15 protein-coding genes, 15 tRNA genes and 1 pseudogene are annotated in these 15,240 nt (G+C 37.1%); 18 read left to right on the top strand and 13 right to left on the bottom strand.

Annotated features, from left to right (window positions below):
* Positions 1-46: 46 nt before the first annotated feature.
* Complete coding sequence (locus V1500_RS10865) at positions 47-901, bottom strand: STAS domain-containing protein (RefSeq protein WP_409305559.1); 855 nt, start codon at positions 899-901, stop codon at positions 47-49.
* 322 nt (positions 902-1,223) lie between these two features.
* Between V1500_RS10865 and V1500_RS10860 the strand changes: the two genes are divergently transcribed.
* From V1500_RS10860 to V1500_RS10780, 17 genes are all read left to right on the top strand, one after another.
* Entirely contained in the window at positions 1,224-2,039 is an 816-nt protein-coding gene (locus V1500_RS10860; protein ID WP_409305558.1) for an STAS domain-containing protein, read from the top strand.
* Between the two features lie 298 nt (positions 2,040-2,337).
* Positions 2,338-2,413: transfer RNA gene (locus V1500_RS10855), tRNA-Val, on the top strand.
* Between the two features lie 264 nt (positions 2,414-2,677).
* Positions 2,678-2,754: transfer RNA gene (locus V1500_RS10850), tRNA-Arg, on the top strand.
* A 6-nt stretch (positions 2,755-2,760) separates the two neighbouring features.
* Positions 2,761-2,837 (top strand) — tRNA-Pro (locus V1500_RS10845).
* A gap of 50 nt (positions 2,838-2,887) precedes the next feature.
* Positions 2,888-2,963: transfer RNA gene (locus V1500_RS10840), tRNA-Ala, on the top strand.
* A 23-nt stretch (positions 2,964-2,986) separates the two neighbouring features.
* A tRNA-Met gene (locus V1500_RS10835) sits at positions 2,987-3,063 on the top strand.
* A gap of 153 nt (positions 3,064-3,216) precedes the next feature.
* Positions 3,217-3,293: transfer RNA gene (locus V1500_RS10830), tRNA-Ile, on the top strand.
* 7 nt (positions 3,294-3,300) lie between these two features.
* A tRNA-Ser gene (locus V1500_RS10825) sits at positions 3,301-3,393 on the top strand.
* A 314-nt stretch (positions 3,394-3,707) separates the two neighbouring features.
* Positions 3,708-3,781 (top strand) — tRNA-Met (locus V1500_RS10820).
* A gap of 3 nt (positions 3,782-3,784) precedes the next feature.
* Positions 3,785-3,860: transfer RNA gene (locus V1500_RS10815), tRNA-Asp, on the top strand.
* A 17-nt stretch (positions 3,861-3,877) separates the two neighbouring features.
* Positions 3,878-3,962 (top strand) — tRNA-Tyr (locus V1500_RS10810).
* Positions 3,963-3,979: 17 nt separating this feature from the next.
* Positions 3,980-4,055, top strand: a tRNA-His gene (locus V1500_RS10805).
* A gap of 1 nt (position 4,056) precedes the next feature.
* Positions 4,057-4,130: transfer RNA gene (locus V1500_RS10800), tRNA-Gly, on the top strand.
* Positions 4,131-4,133: 3 nt separating this feature from the next.
* Positions 4,134-4,210 (top strand) — tRNA-Ile (locus V1500_RS10795).
* Between the two features lie 20 nt (positions 4,211-4,230).
* A tRNA-Asn gene (locus V1500_RS10790) sits at positions 4,231-4,305 on the top strand.
* Positions 4,306-4,307: 2 nt separating this feature from the next.
* A tRNA-Glu gene (locus tag V1500_RS10785) sits at positions 4,308-4,379 on the top strand.
* Positions 4,380-4,709: 330 nt separating this feature from the next.
* Positions 4,710-4,865, top strand: a complete 156-nt coding sequence (locus tag V1500_RS10780; RefSeq protein ID WP_409305557.1) for a hypothetical protein — start codon at positions 4,710-4,712, stop codon at positions 4,863-4,865.
* 66 nt (positions 4,866-4,931) lie between these two features.
* Here the strand turns inward: V1500_RS10780 and V1500_RS10775 are convergent, their stop codons facing one another.
* The 6 genes from V1500_RS10775 to V1500_RS10750 all read right to left on the bottom strand — a co-directional run bounded on the left by V1500_RS10775 (position 4,932) and on the right by V1500_RS10750 (position 9,103).
* On the bottom strand, positions 4,932-5,435 hold the full coding sequence (locus tag V1500_RS10775) for a hypothetical protein (RefSeq protein WP_409305556.1): 504 nt from the start codon (positions 5,433-5,435) through the stop codon (positions 4,932-4,934).
* A 346-nt stretch (positions 5,436-5,781) separates the two neighbouring features.
* Positions 5,782-6,216: a peptidylprolyl isomerase gene (locus tag V1500_RS10770; protein ID WP_409305555.1), complete on the bottom strand. Its 435-nt coding sequence runs from the start codon at positions 6,214-6,216 to the stop codon at positions 5,782-5,784.
* Positions 6,217-6,472: 256 nt separating this feature from the next.
* The gene (locus tag V1500_RS10765; RefSeq protein WP_409305554.1) at positions 6,473-7,099 is read right to left on the bottom strand and encodes a hypothetical protein; all 627 of its coding nucleotides are present in this window, start codon (positions 7,097-7,099) and stop codon (positions 6,473-6,475) included.
* Between the two features lie 208 nt (positions 7,100-7,307).
* A complete protein-coding gene (locus V1500_RS10760; RefSeq protein ID WP_409305553.1) occupies positions 7,308-7,775 on the bottom strand; it encodes a CcdC family protein in 468 nt (155 codons plus the stop codon).
* 107 nt (positions 7,776-7,882) lie between these two features.
* The gene (locus V1500_RS10755) at positions 7,883-8,242 is read right to left on the bottom strand and encodes a response regulator (protein ID WP_409305552.1); all 360 of its coding nucleotides are present in this window, start codon (positions 8,240-8,242) and stop codon (positions 7,883-7,885) included.
* 153 nt (positions 8,243-8,395) lie between these two features.
* Positions 8,396-9,103, bottom strand: coding sequence for a cytochrome c biogenesis CcdA family protein (locus tag V1500_RS10750; RefSeq protein WP_409305551.1), 708 nt, complete (start codon positions 9,101-9,103; stop codon positions 8,396-8,398).
* 281 nt (positions 9,104-9,384) lie between these two features.
* Here V1500_RS10750 and V1500_RS10745 point away from each other — a divergent pair, with 281 nt between their 5' ends.
* On the top strand, positions 9,385-9,558 hold the full coding sequence (locus V1500_RS10745; protein ID WP_409305550.1) for a Spo0E family sporulation regulatory protein-aspartic acid phosphatase: 174 nt from the start codon (positions 9,385-9,387) through the stop codon (positions 9,556-9,558).
* A gap of 672 nt (positions 9,559-10,230) precedes the next feature.
* Here the strand turns inward: V1500_RS10745 and V1500_RS10740 are convergent.
* From V1500_RS10740 to sirA, 6 genes and pseudogenes are all read right to left on the bottom strand, one after another.
* Positions 10,231-10,704, bottom strand: coding sequence for a DinB family protein (locus tag V1500_RS10740; protein ID WP_409305549.1), 474 nt, complete (start codon positions 10,702-10,704; stop codon positions 10,231-10,233).
* A gap of 226 nt (positions 10,705-10,930) precedes the next feature.
* Positions 10,931-11,265 (bottom strand): annotated as a pseudogene (locus tag V1500_RS10735) (IS1595 family transposase); the annotation flags it as partial.
* Positions 11,266-11,697: 432 nt separating this feature from the next.
* Complete coding sequence (locus V1500_RS10730; protein ID WP_409305548.1) at positions 11,698-11,916, bottom strand: hypothetical protein; 219 nt, start codon at positions 11,914-11,916, stop codon at positions 11,698-11,700.
* A 201-nt stretch (positions 11,917-12,117) separates the two neighbouring features.
* Positions 12,118-13,275: an acyltransferase family protein gene (locus V1500_RS10725; protein WP_409305547.1), complete on the bottom strand. Its 1,158-nt coding sequence runs from the start codon at positions 13,273-13,275 to the stop codon at positions 12,118-12,120.
* A gap of 1,102 nt (positions 13,276-14,377) precedes the next feature.
* Positions 14,378-14,593, bottom strand: a complete 216-nt coding sequence (locus tag V1500_RS10720; RefSeq protein WP_409305546.1) for a YneF family protein — start codon at positions 14,591-14,593, stop codon at positions 14,378-14,380.
* An 83-nt stretch (positions 14,594-14,676) separates the two neighbouring features.
* Positions 14,677-15,117 (bottom strand): sporulation inhibitor of replication protein SirA, encoded by a 441-nt coding sequence (sirA, locus tag V1500_RS10715; protein WP_409305545.1) that lies wholly within the window; start codon positions 15,115-15,117, stop codon positions 14,677-14,679.
* Between the last annotated feature and the right edge of the window lie 123 nt (positions 15,118-15,240).

Below are 15,240 nucleotides of genomic sequence, written 5' to 3'. Positions count from 1 at the left end.
CTGTCGGCTCTTCTTTTACATAACTATTTATATTATTTGTGACGTGCTACTTACTCAGTAATTGAAGGTCTGACAACGCTTGCTCCAGATTCGCCTTAATGGGCACATTTGTAAAATCCAGACCAAGACTTACTACTGTTTGGGCAATTTCAGGACGAATCCCTGATAGTATTGTCTTCACTCCAATCAATTCCAGAGCCCCAATGACTTTAAAAATTTGATCTGCAACCATCGTGTCCACCATAACCACACCAGACAAATCCAAAACTAAAACTTGTAAATTAAGTTTAACTGACTCTCTAAGTGTCTCCTCCATCAACAACCTGGCTCTTTCAGTATCCACATTTCCAATCAAAGGCAGTACGGCTATTCCCTTTGATAGAGGGACTACTGGAACGGATAATTCGAGGAATGCAGTTTTAGCTGCTTCCAAATTCTTTTTGTAGAAATGGACATATGTCAAACTAAAACAGTATACAGCGTGATCGATTAAGGGATCAATGATTCGAGCGGCAGCAAAAACTGTTTTTACCGACATTTCATGTTGGATTACATTCTCCTCAATTACTTCACTGATCAATGACCGATAATAAGAAGTATCCTTTAAGGCTTCATCCAGAGGCACGCCTATACTATGAGAGAATTCACCTGTTTCTTTTCCCCATTCTTCTATTTGTTTATAAGCCTTTTGCTTATCCACTCCATGAACCAGGACATCTCCAAATAATGCTACGAAATTTGCTCGTATTTCTATAATTTCTTCTTCTTTCGGTCTTAATTTAGAAATTAGAAGTCTCTGCTCTTCACTTGCCTCGGATAATCTGATTTCATGTACTTTTGATGCTATTTCATACTTTTTATCCAGAATTTTTTGACCTAGAAAGTATAATTCATTTTCCATGTATTCCTCCGAATTTATTATCTTTTTAGACATTATTCTACTCTTCTATTTTACTTCGATGGTGACTTTTCTTCAAATTTTAGTCATATTTTACGTTGTACATCTGAAATAAGTATGGTTTTCTTATATTTAGATACATTACTGCGAAAATAAGGACATATTATTTTTCACCTTCGAATTTGTCGGCTCCTCCTCTATTATTTAATTTGATTAATATTTACTTTTTTAGTTATTATAAAAAGGATAAACTTGCAATTTTATAATTATTTTTAAGCGATTTAACATTTAACATTTTTTATTTTGTAATGAGGATGTGGACAACATGTCATCTTTGGCGAAAGTGATCGATTATATAATCGAGAATAAAAAAGACCTGGCAGATCATCTTGTCAACGATATTGTTGAAAAATTAGGCATTAATATTTCCGAAGAGGAAATTGCCAGTGCAAAGAATATGTATGAAGAATTTCTAGATTTCCTATCTCAATCCATTGAATGTGATGAAGGAAGTGTGCCAGACGAGCTGGTGGAATGGAGCAGAATGAATGGAGAACGCGCTGCTTCCCAGAACGCCAGGATTTCCGATATATTTATAAGATACCCTGACACACGTATCGTGTTTGCAGATTATTTTTTAAAAATTTGTCTTGACCACCATTTAACAGTAAATGAATATGCAGCTTTTACGAAACGGATCAATCAGATGCTGGACATAAGCATCAACGAAACGGTTTATGCATTTGAGAGAAGCACCGACAAAATTATAAAAGAAGCACAAAGTGAAATAAATAAACTGGCTTCTCCTGTTGTTCCTATTCAAAAAGGACTTGCCGTGCTGCCTTTGATAGGTTCAATAGACTCTGATAGAGCAGAGCATCTACTTAACAATGTAGTGCCAAAGCTTCCTGGTTATGACCTAGAAAGCCTTATAATAGATTTTTCTGGTATTGTTACAATAAATGCTGATGTAGCCAATCATATTTTCAGAATTCATGATGTACTCCGATTGTTGGGCATTTCGGTTATGTTTACCGGTATTCGGGCCGAATTAGCCGCAAAGGTAGTCGGCGGAGGCATAGATTTTTCAACTTATAATATGTATACAAATGTAAGACAAGCCATCGAGCAAATGAAATAATTCATTACCATATGTAAAACAAGTCCAGAATACCGTCTGGGCTTATTTTACTATATCCCTCTTCCGAATTTACGACACTTAACTACCGCTTATGTTTTAAGAAATGTTTAGCTAAATAACATGTAAGAAACAGCTATTGACGAACCCATAAATACCGAGTAATATAATTAACGTTATTGTTGCGCAGTGCATCAAACAAATATGAATTCAAAAAAGAAGAAAAAAGAAAAACTTCGTGGAAGTTGACAACCGTGATTCGTTATGTTATTATAATTTTTGTACGAAAAACACCTTCTATGGAGGATTAGCTCAGCTGGGAGAGCACCTGCCTTACAAGCAGGGGGTCGGCGGTTCGATCCCGTCATCCTCCACCATATTTTTCACGGTGTAGCTCTATTGGTAGAGCTACTCACTAGTAATCAGTGGGTTGAGGGTTCAAGTCCTCTTGCCGGCACCATTTTTAACTCAGTCGGTAGAGCATCTGACTTTTAATCAGAGGGGTCTAATGTTCGAGTCCTTCATGGCTCACCATTTTATGCGGCTGTGGCGGAACTGGCAGACACACAGGACTTACAATTCTGCAGCAGGTGACTACCGTACCGATTCGATTACGGTCCTCGGCACCATTTACTTCATAAGCGCCCGTAGCTCAATTGGATAGAGCGTCTGACTACGGATCAGAAGGTTATGGGTTCGACTCCTTTCGGGCGCGCCATTATTACGGGAAGTAGCTCAGCTTGGTAGAGCACTTGGTTTGGGACCAAGGGGTCGCAGGTTCGAATCCTGTCTTCCCGACCATTAATTCTAATTAAACTGTTTTTTGGTTAGTTCATCTGTTATGGCGATTTGGGGCCTTAGCTCAGCTGGGAGAGCGCCTGCCTTGCACGCAGGAGGTCAGCGGTTCGATCCCGCTAGGCTCCACCATTTTTGTAAAAATATAATATGATGGCGGCGTAGCTCAGCTGGCTAGAGCGTACGGTTCATACCCGTGAGGTCGGGGGTTCGATCCCCTCTGCCGCTACCATCTTCTAAAAATTTTGTGGATCTTTAGCTCAGCTGGTTAGAGCAACGAGCAAAGCTCCAACGAACTTGATTCAAGTAGTACCCATTGAGTTGCTGCTAGATTCTGTATTTTGAGATGGGGACAGACAGTTCTATTATTTTTTAACTTGAACGTGGACCTTTAGCTCAGCTGGTTAGAGCAGACGGCTCATAACCGTCCGGTCGTAGGTTCGAGTCCTACAAGGTCCACCATTCATTTGGAGGTATACCCAAGTCCGGCTGAAGGGATCGGTCTTGAAAACCGACAGGGGTGTAAAAGCCCGCGGGGGTTCGAATCCCTCTACCTCCTCCATTTACAAATTAAAATTTGTATCATTTCTACTATCGCGGGGTGGAGCAACGAGCGTTCCTTCATTGAATAACTGCGAGTTGTACGGATTGAGCCGCTGCTTGGTTTCGCTTACTGAAATCCGGACAGTCTAAAGTGCACTTAGTGCATAATAAAAATTGTATCATTTCTACTATCGCGGGGTGGAGCAACGAGCTTCCTTCATTGATTAACTGCGAGTTGTACGTATTGAGCCCGCTGCTTGGTATAGCTTACTGAAATCCGGACAGTCTAGAGTGCACTTAGTGCATATATTAAAATTACATCATTCATATTATCGCGGGGTGGAGCAGTCTGGTAGCTCGTCGGGCTCATAACCCGAAGGTCGCAGGTTCAAATCCTGTCCCCGCAATTTGGTCCCGTGGTGTAGCGGTTAACATGCCTGCCTGTCACGCAGGAGATCGCGGGTTCGATTCCCGTCGGGACCGCCATTATTTTTTTATTTTATGGAGGGGTAGCGAAGTGGCTAAACGCGGCGGACTGTAAATCCGCTCCTTCAGGGTTCGGCGGTTCGAATCCGTCCCCCTCCACCAGCCAATTAAGAATATTGGCGGCTGTGGCGAAGTGGTTAACGCATCGGATTGTGGTTCCGACATTCGTGGGTTCGATTCCCATCAGCCGCCCCACGCGGGTGTAGTTTAATGGTAAAACCTCAGCCTTCCAAGCTGATGTCGTGAGTTCGATTCTCATCACCCGCTCCAAATGGGCCTATAGCTCAGCTGGTTAGAGCGCACGCCTGATAAGCGTGAGGTCGATGGTTCGAGTCCATTTAGGCCCACCATAGATGGTAAATTCTTTTGTTCCGCAGTAGCTCAGTGGTAGAGCATTCGGCTGTTAACCGAACGGTCGTAGGTTCGAGTCCTACCTGCGGAGCCATGGGCCCGTTGGTCAAGCGGTTAAGACACCGCCCTTTCACGGCGGTAACACGGGTTCGAATCCCGTACGGGTCATCCTTATATATAGAAAAAAGAACTGCTGTGAAATGCACCCTGAACCTTTAGACACAGTCTAAAGGTTCAGGGTGCTTTCTTTTGGCTAAATTTTCATTAAAGAGCTTTGATAAACGCCGTTAAACCTGCAGGAGAGATCAGTGTACATAGAAGCTTTAATATTGGACAACAAACCGATATTAAGGCAAAAATAAAAGGCATGAGTCCGGTTCAATGCCCTACTCATGCCCAAGCTGCTTTGGGGCACTTCACTTTGCAGCACTAATTATAGTCTATTCATGTTTATTTTAAAGCCACTGTACACATACTGAAAAAAAGGAGGGATACAGTATGCCAAATAAGAGCAATTCCCCCTTGGAAATGCAAAGAATTGGGAGAAAAAAAGAAGAATCTGATAATTCATCTGGTCACAACCGTTCCTATTCTGAAGAACAAAATGAACGGTACAACAAAAATAACAATAACAGTGGCTGCGGAAGGTTGTAATAACATCAACTTGAAAAATGGAGGCAGAGCCTGAGGTGTTTTATCATGCCTTCCGCGATTTTTGAACTAAACCTCATTCTTACTGTCCCAGTATTTATATATTATTTCCTGGAAGATTTTATTCAAATCTTTTTTTGATTGTTCATTGAGCCACTCACATTGGTCTATAGGCAAATTTAATTTTAAATTGATTTTTTGATTTGGCATCTCAACTTTTCTTATATCCCCTATCGTAATTCCTTCCTCTAAATTTAGAGCGAAATGTTCATTCTCATTAAACTTGGGTAAATTGTGAAAATCTGCGATGTCATCCAGCGGACAATATAAATTCAGTTGTGGCAATCCGCCTGAAAAACGTTTAACATGCATGATATTGTCAATAATTCTTCCGTCTTCTAATTCAATTTCCAAAAACAAGTTTTCTTCTTCTCCATATTTTGCCTTAACGATCTCACTTACGATTAGGTCCAATTCTAAGGTGACCCCAGTGCTTGATTCATAAATATAGATTGCACTATTAAAAACGTGGATATCAGCACCATCAATTTTTACAGACTTCACCATTACCATGAAACAACATTCTCCTTCTCTTATTATATGAGGAGGCTTTTTTACATCTTTCCATTTTTTCCGAACCCTTCCTTTTTTTCGAAAATACCTGTTCGTAAAAATCCGATTATATTAATGAATTATAAATTGGCTTCCAACCTGTATCAATAAAAAATTTCCCAAGATGCGAACCTCTGCGTTATTGCTTTTGCTTATTTATTTTAAAGATAGAGACAGAAAGAAAATTTAAAAGATAAGATCAGCACAAGAATGTTTCTTCATCTAGTAGCAAACCTACAATATTAGCACGCAATTCTAAATACCATTCACTAAATAAAAAAGGGAGCATTTCTGCTCCCTCTGCTTGTTATTGAGAAACTTTGATTGAGTTAATTCCAGCACCCTGTCTCATGTTTAGAGCATGCTCTAAGCCATCTGTTACTTTTCCAAAAACGGTGTGCACCCCATTGAGATGAGGCTGTGGTTCATGAACGATAAAGAATTGGCTTCCTCCAGTATCTCTGCCTGCATGTGCCATCGATAAAGAACCAGCTTCGTGTTTATGCGGATTTCCTTCTGTCTCACATTTAATTGTATATCCCGGACCACCAGTACCGTTTCCATTTGGGCAGCCGCCTTGACTTACGAAACCAGGAATAACCCTATGAAAATTCAATCCATCATAAAAACCCTCATTAGCTAATTTTTCAAAGTTGGCAACTGTTCCTGGAGCTTCTTCTGGATATAGTTCAAAGTTAATCTTATTTCCATCTGTTAGTTCTATGTATCCTGTTTTTGCCATATTTAACAACTCCCTTTCTATTATCCTTTGTATTTTACCATACCCGGACAAAAAAGCAGAGTCAAAGGGCTCCATTTTTTATTCCCAGCACAGTCAATTTTATTTGGCTGCTTACTAGATAAATAGGCACTATTTGATCCTGGCTGACAGATGATCTCATTCGCTTTTTGTTCATCTATAAATCGAACGACGAAATCTCACATGCTCAAACAAAAAAAGAGCCTTACATGCTCCCTTTTAATGTATTTTGGGAGCGTTATAAAGACTCCCATAAATCGACTACGCTTATCTCTTCTTTTTCCTTCTTTACTTGCACCATTCTTCTGTCGATTTCCTGTACTTTCATTGTAAGACTGTTATACTCCCGATAAATGTCCACTATATCATCGGGCAGCGGCGAACCATAAGGGTAGTATGGTCTTCCGCTTTTGGTCCACACATCATAATCTTTTATAAAACCCGTTTGCTTTAATTTTACAAGTCCATCATGGGAAAAGATTACACCCAGTTTACCGCAAATATACCTCATCGCTTCATGAATACGTTCAACCGGCCTGTGCTCGTACGAATAAGAACTAAAATCACCCTTATCTTGTTGATGCCACCAAAATTCTTCTTTATCCATATGCTCGGCTACTACATTTTTGGCATTTTTTATTAGTGACCTTACTTCAGCTTTGAGGAGTTTTAATTTTTCAATCCCTAAGTTTTTTGCTAAATCCGATTTTCTGGCAATAAGAGCTATTGCTTCCTTATCGAACCAAACACTGCAGAAAGATGCTACTTCCTCAAGGAATTTATTTTTAATCCCATCCATTTCCAAAATAAGCTGATCCTTTTCATGGGTAAGCTCCTGGATTAAACCTTCAAAATCTTTAGCCACTATGCTCCCTCCATCTTGCCTTATGTTATATATATTATGCCGCAGTCAATACAATAGGCTTTTGTACTATATTATTAAGTTATGATATTGCATGAATAATATTGTCTGTCCAAAAACTCACGATGGAATTAACAGAAATTCAGGTTCGTTTTAGTAAAGGCAAATCAAAATAAAAAAGCTCTGTAATCGAGAGCTTTGTGAATGACTATTATGATTCTGGGGTTAATTGATGTTTCAGCTTCCAGTATTTAATCAGCATTGCAATCCTCCATGGTACAATCATGGAGAACGCCAGTAAGAAGAACATTCCGCTTAGTTCGCCTACATCAATATAAGTGCTGAAAATTAATTTAGCTATTATTCGTATGATTAATAATCCAATCAAAATATAAATAAATGCCTTAGATCTTTTTAGATAAATATGATCGTCCTTAATTTCAAAATTTGATGTCTTAATCAGCAATAAGGAAAAAAGGGCTCCTACGAAAACAGCCTCGAGTAATTCATTGGAAGAAACCTGAAAAACGGGAAATAAAAACATTAATGCACCTGTGCTCATAAATAAAGGCGGCAAGATGATTTTTTTTGTCGTAACCGGTCTTTTCGCTGCTTTCATCCTTATAGTAAATGCCATTAATGCCATTAAAATGGCTACAGCAGTTGATACATATATCATCCATCATCATCCTTTTTATATTCCATCCATACTATTATATACCTATGATTTACGATTTAAAAGTTCTTAAAACAAAAGAAAAACCGTCCAGAATCAATCCCGACGGTTTAATACAGAACCCTATTAATCGCTTCAGAGACCCGGTTTTCATCGAAAGGTTTTACAATGAAATCCTTTGCACCTGCTTCAATTGCCTCTACGACCATTTTTTGTTGGCCCATTGCAGAGCACATTATTACCTTAGCGTCAGGGAATTCAGACTTGATTTGTTTAACGGCGTCCAAACCACTCAAGACTGGCATAGTGATATCCATAGTCACTAAATCCGGCTGGATTTTTCGATACATATCAATTGCCTCTTGTCCGTTTTCTGCTTCTCCTACTACTTTATGCTGTGCCTTTTCAAGAATTTCAGAAAGCGTCAAACGCATAAATTTTGCATCATCGACAATAAGAATCCTGGCCATAATAAGGTTCCTCCCTGCATAACACGCTGGTCATCCCTCAAAACTATTTAATATTACATTATTAAAGGTTTGACCCTACATATAACACAACAATAAGCATATCTGAAAGAGGAATATTTTTCAATTACTATTTTACTTGTTTGCTATATCTATTTAAAGCCCTTGAAAACCGCCGAATACACTGGTCAGTGCTATGATGATCTTATTCATCCAGTCGAAGAATAATAATATACCCATCATAATCATGATATACCCACCAGCCTTGACAATGCTATGGCTTCGTTTCTTGATCCAATTCATGCGTCCAATGAAGAATGAAAGGATGAAAAAAGGAATGGCAAACCCTAATATATATGCAATCATATAGAGCATTGCAGAATTTGGATTGGTACCAGCCATGTAGAATACTCCGGCGAGGATAGGACCTGTACATGGGGTCCAGCCAGCAGCGAATGCCAAGCCAATTAAAATGGATCCCGCATATCCGCCTGGTCGATTTTTAAACTCGAATCTTGTGTCTTTCATTAGTAATTTAGGCTGCAAAATACCTACTATGACCAGACCAAAAAATATAATAACAATGGCCCCAACTTGCCTGATCAATTCCTGGTATTCTTCAAAAAACCTTCCGAACAAAGATGCGCTAAAGCCGATTGCAATAAAGATCAATGAAAAGCCAAGAAGAAAAAATAAAGTATGCATTAAACTTCTTTTTTGAAGCAGGATATTTTCAGACTTCATTTCTCCAACGCTCATACCCGTTATATACGACAAGAACGCAGGATACAAGGGAAGACAGCATGGAGAGATAAAACTTAAAAAACCTGCTCCAAAGGCTAGAAAAACATTTATATCACTCAAAATCAGCAACTCCTATACACGATGGTCTATAAGTACAATTCTAACAAATCAAAATTCAAAATGATAAATGCCAATTGTGAACAATCATTGAATATTATGCTATATCGTTTATCATATTCCAGAAAATGAAAAACGCCAAGAAAAAGTTTTTCAGAAAAACAATACTTACCAGTAATATGTATTTGTATTTATTTCCATAACACCTTATAATTGTAATTATTGATCATAAACTTCTACTAATATACTATTTTAAAAATGATTTCTAGAAAGGACCGTTACGTGTGACTAAGACCGAATACCTTGCATTAATAGAAAAGAAGAGAACAGAATTAATACAAATAGTCTCAAAAAACGGTTTAGATTCACGCATAACATTGGAGTTTAGCCAGGAACTTGACCGCTTGCTCAATCAGTATAATTCTATTTATTATAAGGTTCAGGTGTCCCGATTTTAACAAATTGTTTATGCCTAGTTACCTGAATTATTTACTCCAGCCATGCACCTTATATAATCACTGAAAAATGACCTGTCAGCGATAATTTTCCTTATATCGTGAACAACAAGGATCAGAACAAAAATATAAACAAACACCACGTAAATTAAACCATATCCTTATAATAATACTTTTTACTTAAAACATATATGTCGCTAAAAATACAGGGATTAATAGAAATTCACTTAGTAATTGGTTGGTACTAACCTGTATTTCCACACTGTGAATCAGAATTCATTATAATATTACAAAATGACCCATATTTTGACACTTTTTGGTTTAAAATTATTTCAAGTGGGAAAAGTTATAATACAACATGATTATTCTCATAATGATCCGCCCCCTGCTAACCCAGCGAGTATTCTCGCTGGTTTTTTTAATAAATAAGCTTTGTTAAATAATATTGTTGATAATAATCATAAAACAAGGACCCGATTTAGGATCCTTGTTTTAAAGCCTTACTGAACATTAGCACCCTTCTATTTATGTGCATTACTTCACAATCTTAAATTTATTAAAGGAAGCTGCCCCGTTATTGGAATAAAACAGAGCTGCCCCAACAGCCGTTTATAAAACACAATCACCCGTTAGGATTAAAGAATGAAATAATACAAATAAAAACATAGTGTGAATTTACTCGAACAACTGGACGTTCGGCTCTAGCCTAAGTATGTGAACAATCATTGAGTGCAACTGCCCACGGTAATGAAACAGGTGAGCCTGAGTATCCAACAGCCATTCGTAACGTGAATGAACCACTCCAAAAAATGAAGTCGTTTCCTGCAACAGCTCCTCTTCCTTTAATCTTCCTATGCCTTCTTTTAGATAAGAGTAATTGTCAATCAAGGCATCTGCAATTGCCTTCCGATTCGCTTCTGGCTCAGCTTCTTCATAGAAATGGTCCATCTCCTCCTCCGAAGCTCCAGCACCAATTAGAAAGTCGGCTTTACATAGAACCGATATGTGTGACAGTAACTCACCAATCGACCATTTTCCTTCAGTCGGTCTAATATTCAAGTCTCCTTCGTTCAGTGTGTCCATCAACTTGATAATAGAGTTAATTGCCAAATCCATCTCTTTAAAAACGCCTATACAGTAAACATTCATATCGAATTCCCCTTTTGTAATATGACAATGTATTCAACAACAAAGTACATTTATCCTTCTGTTCTTACACAAGGTGTTTAATCTGACTTATCCTGATAGATTTTTCATATAAACCTTATGTTGTTAATCAACAATCCTGCCCCGATAGTTGAACAAGGCTTATGAAACTTTGAATGTAGATAACTTCAATTTACCGTAAGTCGCCACAGTCAGAAATAAGGAAGCGGATCGTATCCAAAAACAAAAACCAGCTCAAATAATGGTCGAGGTACTTTGTCGCCACGTCATTGAATTGGTTCATCCAGCCTTTCAAGCGGCTGTGATAGTTATTGACATTTAGGATATGGGAAAGCATTTTAACCCGTTCCTTACGTCAGATTTAAACGGTAAATGCTCAATCCCTTTTTCAAAGTACAGGAAATAGGTCTCGTCCATTTCGACGATACCAAAAAAATGGTCGATGTCCATCAGTTTCAAGGCGGATAAAACTTTGTGCCGCCAGTAGAACAGGGTGACGTGATAAACACCGATTAGCTCTGATGCCTTCCGCAAAGAATGTCCTTAAGTGCCAATCCGAACCCCGCCCTATATATGTCCTTATAAATAATTATAGAACAAACGTTTGTTTTTAACCAATATCAATATTAATGTTTAACATAGGTAATAAATAAAATATCCCATACCCGTCCTGCATATGAGAAAGTGGGAAGTTATAAAACGATAAAAAGTTCTACTATGGGCATTCTTTGAAACCTTCAAAAAAGCATGTAAACATCACAAAATGATCAGTCAACGTTTGGAGGTTTACTTTTTATTCCTGCCCCCGATAAAATCTGCATCATTTTCAGGTCCAGTTAGTATGAAGACCTTCGCTAACATTATATTCGATGGATCTATCCGCATATATTCATTGTCAATTTCCTTTTAATAAATGTCTGGATGTAAATAAAAAAAAGAAAGCTCCACATCGGGAAACTTCCTATATATTCTTTATTACTCATCCATAACTTCAATAGAGGAGACATGAGTCGGATTAAATAAAATTTTGTGGTCAGAATCTAAATATACAAAACTATTTTTTACGTTATGTACTTCTCCACTGCCATTTGAACTTAGTTCTTTATCATAAAAACTATTGACGAAATCTTGAACGTTAAATTCGGAGTGGATGATATAATCTTTACCACTGTCCATAATGACTTTTATCCTCATAGATTCACCCCCTATACCCAATTTATTCGATACAAAAGGTTCCCTTTCCTTTATATTACCTTATCAAAATATCACAAAGAAAAACAAAAATACGGTGGATAAAGGATACAGGGTGATCAACTTGTAATAGCACATTTAAAAGAAGATCAAGCTGCTTTTTAAGTATAACCGTTCTATATTTACAGGATGCTATTTAGTAACTTAAACGACACGTTTTAGCTGGCTGTGCTTTCTATTTTCAATGAGGATGGAGACTCTCTTCCCAAATTTTATTGCTGGCTTTTCCACCAAGTAATAAGCGAAGGATGATACAATGATCGTTCCCACAAAAGAAAAACTTAATATCGAAATCCAATTAAACTTATTATGCAGCAAGTAAACCAAAGAAAATAACACTAAACTGTGATATAGGTATAGGCTGTATGAAACCTTGCCTAAAAACTGTACAGGCCGTAGTAATAAAAATCGTGAAAGGTTACCAGGTGCCAATGACATGATAACTATGATAAAAACTCCTGCTGCAATAAAATAATCATTTATAATGCTGTAATTTATGATCCTAACATTTTGGAATGTCCAAAAGGAGGTATACGCCAACAGTGAAATTATTGATAATAATACCTTTGAGATTAAACTAAGGCTTGAATATTTTTTTATTAATATATCTTTATTCTTAGCTAAAATGGCTCCGAGCAAAAACATTATAATATAGGAAAAAGTTGCAAAATAATCTATTTCGATCCCTATTTTAGCCAGCAAAACGGTTGCCACAAATCCAAAAAAACTTAAAGGGATCCACACTGCCAAATTGCGCACTTCTTTATATCTCATCAAGCATAACATCAACAATGGGAAGACAAGGGATATTCTCATTTCATGCACAAGTGACCAATATACCGGATTAAACTCAGCATTGTCAAAACTCCCAATAAATAAGATATGTCCAAAAAATGTTACCCAATCCACCGGCAAAGACCAAACACTATTAATCCAGTCACTTAAACCATTAATGCCATTTCCGGAAATAGATAAATTTAAAATAACTGCTATGATTACTGAAACAACATAGGGGACATAAATTCTAAAAATTCTTTTTGTGACGTATACAGGATAATCCGGTTGTCTCTGGGAATAGAATGGCAATGATAGAACAAACCCGCTTAGGATAAAGAAAAATATGACAGCCTCATGTCCTGCATAAATGATATGAACAGGGCTATACTTTAGAATATTTATAGAGGTATTCTCGGCGTAGGTATTAGCGATAAATATGGGGAAAATTTCAAAAAAATGACTCATCATCACAGTAATCGCAGCTAATCCCCTTAATGAGTCTAATTGTCTAAATCTCTGGTCCAATTCCTATCATCCCCTAATTTTTTAGTTTCTTTTACAAATTTTAGTACATGTAGACAAAAAAGGGAATATAAGTATGGACAACATTTCCTGACATAAAACGACTAGCTAAGTGGCGTACAAATATTACTGCATTTCATTAACTGCTAAAAGAAATATTCTTATTAAGTTTGTATATCGCTAGAGATCACCAGATTCCCCTCAGCTTTAGCGTGTTAGCTGCATATCCAGTAATAAAAAAGAGAGAGTTTTACGTGCCAGTTGGTGAATACGTCATCCCAATAACAGAAATATTCAAAGCAGCCTCTCCACCCGGGGTGAGGCATATTACCAAAAGTTTAAAAACCAGTTTGAGAAATTGTAAATGCGTTTATATTTAACAATGATGATTATTTGGAGCTTTTAAAACATTGTGTTTTCAAGCAATCGAAGTGTGTATTTATTTTTTATTCGACAGTTCCTTTTAATTTCGCTACTTTCAAACCATCTTTATTTCTTGCATTACATTCTATTCCTAGTTCTTCAATTATTTCTGATAATTTGTCCTTCCTTCAAGAATAGCAAAGACATCATCATGTCTTTTTGCCCTTTGGATCGCTCTAACTATAGATTCCATGCTAAGAATCCTCCCATCCTGGAATATAAATGTTACTGTATTCCCTATAAAGGTGCGAAGAAACACACAATTTGTAAGTATTTTGTAAAGGATCCTTTTATAACGCCCTTAACTAGAATTGATTTTCTAAGTGGCATATTCTATAAATTACACAGGCTAGTCTTAACGTACATAAAAAATGTTTGTTGTAATCTAAATTCTTCCCTGCCCTAATCATCTCTTGTTATTTAATCCTTGGATTAGCAATCATAATATCATTCCTGTATAAAACATCTTACAATTCCAAAATAAAAAACCATTCTTCTGTCAGTAACACCTCAACAGAAAAAATGGTTTTGATTTTCGTTTTGAACAAGGATAAAGCAAATTTAGCCGATAATATCAAAAAAATTCACCCAGAATCTCGCTCTCAGGTTTATTTCAATATGTTGTAGCAAATGAACCACTTTATCACTTTATAAACATTTTTACAAATATTTTGAGCAGATTTTACTTGAGCTGTTGTTTATTCATTGCGCTCATCATTTGGTTAATCTTCTTTTGTGAAGGTTTCATACCCATCTGCATCATCATCATTTTTAACATTTGTTCATTAATAGGCGGATTTTTCTTTAAATATGTCATCATATAACGACGAGCAATGAAGAATCCCAGAGCAATACCGGCTAGCAGCGCCAGAACTCCTACCAGAATATACCATCCCATATACAACTTCCTCCTTCTTGTTGTCTATCAATGTACTAGACCAAAGGCTATTATACAATATCCTCGTCCAACTTGTCCTGTATTTAGACAAACTTTCTTTCTTTTATCGGTTTTAACCAACCACAACGTTGGTTTTTAATGTCAAATGCAAGGAAGCTTGTTTCACATTTACGAATAGATTCAAAAAATGCAGTTTCTGCGTCGTACTCGCCCTCCGCCTGAAGGATAAGATGTTCCTTATTAATTTGAAGGGCAGCTCTGCTGTTGCCCGAATTTTTCTGTATATAATATACCCCATCCTTGTAAGAAACATCCTCTTTATAAAATAAATAATCATTTATCGACTGCTGAATTTTCAGCACAGGAATCGGCCTGGTAATATAATCGATTTGCTTCTGCAAGATCCTTCTCTGACCACCAGAAGATCTAGTGTATTCCATAAAGAGATTCAGGAATATTTTTTCCCTGCCGAAATAATGCTGAGCGAATTCCTCTTCTATTAAATATATATGATAACTTCTCAATTCAACAGCCTCCTAAATTCTCCTATTTATAATTATAAATACAGAACAACGCCAGGTATGTTGATTGATGTCAAAAAAAACTTCTGTTTTTGTCGAATTCAATATATTCCGATAATTAAACTA

Source organism: Peribacillus sedimenti (assembly GCF_046237635.1).
Classification (GTDB): domain Bacteria; phylum Bacillota; class Bacilli; order Bacillales; family DSM-1321; genus Peribacillus; species Peribacillus sedimenti.
The sequence above is the reverse complement of the archived record's forward strand: the minus strand, read 5'-3'. Positions and strand labels throughout refer to the sequence as shown.